The organism is Candidatus Zixiibacteriota bacterium, assembly GCA_040752595.1.
GTDB lineage: Bacteria > Zixibacteria > MSB-5A5 > WJJR01 > WJJR01 > JACQFV01.
Genome location: JBFMGX010000050.1, coordinates 1 through 2048, shown reverse-complemented (window position 1 = coordinate 2048; position 2048 = coordinate 1). Strand labels below are relative to the sequence as shown.

General features: G+C 62.0%; 3 protein-coding genes. 1 reads left to right on the top strand and 2 read right to left on the bottom strand.

The window, feature by feature from the left end; all coding sequences use genetic code 11:
* Positions 1-95: 95 nt before the first annotated feature.
* Positions 96-569, top strand: coding sequence for a J domain-containing protein (locus AB1792_11845; GenBank protein ID MEW5702904.1), 474 nt, complete (start codon positions 96-98; stop codon positions 567-569).
* Positions 570-984: 415 nt separating this feature from the next.
* Here the strand turns inward: AB1792_11845 and AB1792_11840 are convergent, their stop codons facing one another.
* Complete coding sequence (locus AB1792_11840; protein ID MEW5702903.1) at positions 985-1269, bottom strand: DinB family protein; 285 nt, start codon at positions 1267-1269, stop codon at positions 985-987.
* 130 nt (positions 1270-1399) lie between these two features.
* Positions 1400-2048: hypothetical protein (locus AB1792_11835; GenBank protein MEW5702902.1), on the bottom strand; the 649-nt coding region annotated here is incomplete at its 5' end.

The following is a 2048-nucleotide window of genomic DNA, read 5'->3' as shown; positions in this document are numbered from 1 at the left end:
GGGGCGGGTGCAGAGGATCCACCCTACGGCTGCATGTGAAGTAGATCGCGAGGGGTTCGAGGGATTCGTGATCTTACCACTTGGGGAGCGCCACCGTGGCGACTCACTATGAGACCCTCAGGGTTCCACCCACGGCCAGTCGACGTGAGATAAGATCTGCGTATCGCCAGTTGATGAAGGGATACCACCCGGACGTACATCGAGGCGATCCGAGTTACGTCCGCAAAGCCCAAGAAGTCAACGCAGCCTACGACATCCTCAAAGATCCGGCAAGACGCCGTAAGTATGACAGCTCGCTCGCTCCCCGCAGATTCCGGGAGGAACAGAGGCACAGCGCGGCTAATCCCGCGACCAAAGAAGATATCCTCGAAAAGGCAGTGGTTGAGGGCAGGAGAGTGGCCGTCTCCTACGTCAATCTCTCAGGCATACGAACTCGTCGCACGATCCGTCCCTTCGTGCTCTTCAGAGGGCGCCAAGGGGAACTCTATGTCCGCGCGTTCTGCGAGCTTCGAGAAGAGGAGCGTACGTTCCGAGTGTCGCGCATGTCAGAAATCTCGTTGAAAGAGTGAGACAGCCGTGCAAGCCTCGCGTAAACTCGTTTCCTGCCATTCCCTCACGCGCTCCGGCCCTGACGGGCCGAAGCGACCTCTCCCGGCAGGAGAGGTTAGAGAACTGCAACTGCAATTGATTCCCTCTCCCTCCGGGAGAGGGTTAGGGTGAGGGAAACCACAGGTCAGGGCAGGCTACGCCCCTGCACGACACCCCGAATTCACACTACCCCGGACACCCTGTGCCGGTCAGCCCTTGGGCTGATCCGCCGTGGCGGACCGCGAAGCGGCGATCCGTCGGCTTGGCGGGCTCAAACGGACCCTTCGGGTCCGGGGTCAGCCCGAGGACTGACCCGCACTTACCGCAGCGGATCGCGGACAGGGGGCTTTCAGCCCCCTGCGGCGGGCAGACTCCACGCTGCTTTGGCCGCGATGTTCACAACCACGGCTCGTCCGCGGTCGGGCCGTAGATCGACGGGACTTTGCCGTCGGCCAGGCGCAGGTAGACCGAGAACTGGCCACGGTGGTGGATCTGATCGCAGAGCATCATCCAGAGGACTTGAAGGCGCGGGACATCGCTGATGGTCTTCGGGGCGGTGATGAACTTGACCGTGGCGAACAGCGCCTCGTCGGTCAGGCCGCGTACGATGTCGGCGATCGTCTTCTGCCCCTGCTCGAAGGCGGTGAGGATCGCATCATACGATGCCGGTGCCGGCGGCATCGCCGAGGGAGCCGTGTCAACAGCCCCGGCGCGCGCAAATTCCCTCGCTACACTGTAAGGGCGCTTCGTGAAGCGCCCGCAGGCCGTTCGCGAACGGCCTCTACAGAACCCGACGATGTGACGGCAACACCTACGGGCAGACCGGTGCTGCACCACCCCGGAAGACCGCCTCGATCAGCTTCACGATGTCCTGAACGTTGATCAGTTGATCGCAGGTCGTATCGACCAGTTTGATCGCGCATGCAGGGCAGTCCCCCCGAAAGGCGCAATTGACGGCCCGTACAACGTCGACGACGTCAAGATGCCCCGACCCATCCAGGTCTCCCAAAGCCGTCGCGATCACGGTGATCGAGTCGCCAGCGACCGAGATCGGCGCGAGGGTCATCCCTTGGGGATCTGTGAAGCTACACAGGAGCAGATTGGGGTCCAGTCGGACTGTATTGCCCGACATCGTGTCCGGGACGCAGGGAACATGGGCAACCATGTAGACCAAGCGCTGCGGCACACCATTGGGAGGAATCGGCGGAGGTGTTCCCGGTGGGTCCGGCATATCGGCGATGCCCACGACACGGATCGTTGTACCGCCTTGGGTGGTCGCCGAAGTGTATTCCCAACTTTCAGTGGCGGTGCCCGCCACGTCGAACAGCTCGATCGGATCGAAGCTGACCAAGTTCGGTCGACTGAAGGTGTAGGAGAGCTGATACCCCGAGACTGGTTCCGTCAAGTTCGTGATGTTGACGGGGATGCGGAGCCATTCACAGGGCCTCGCACAGAGGTCG

What these genes read in the sequence shown, in the direction of transcription:
- AB1792_11840 (MEW5702903.1), bottom strand. Translation starts at nt 1,269, where the DNA reads ATGCCGCCGGCACCGGCATCGTATGATGCGATCCTCACCGCCTTCGAG.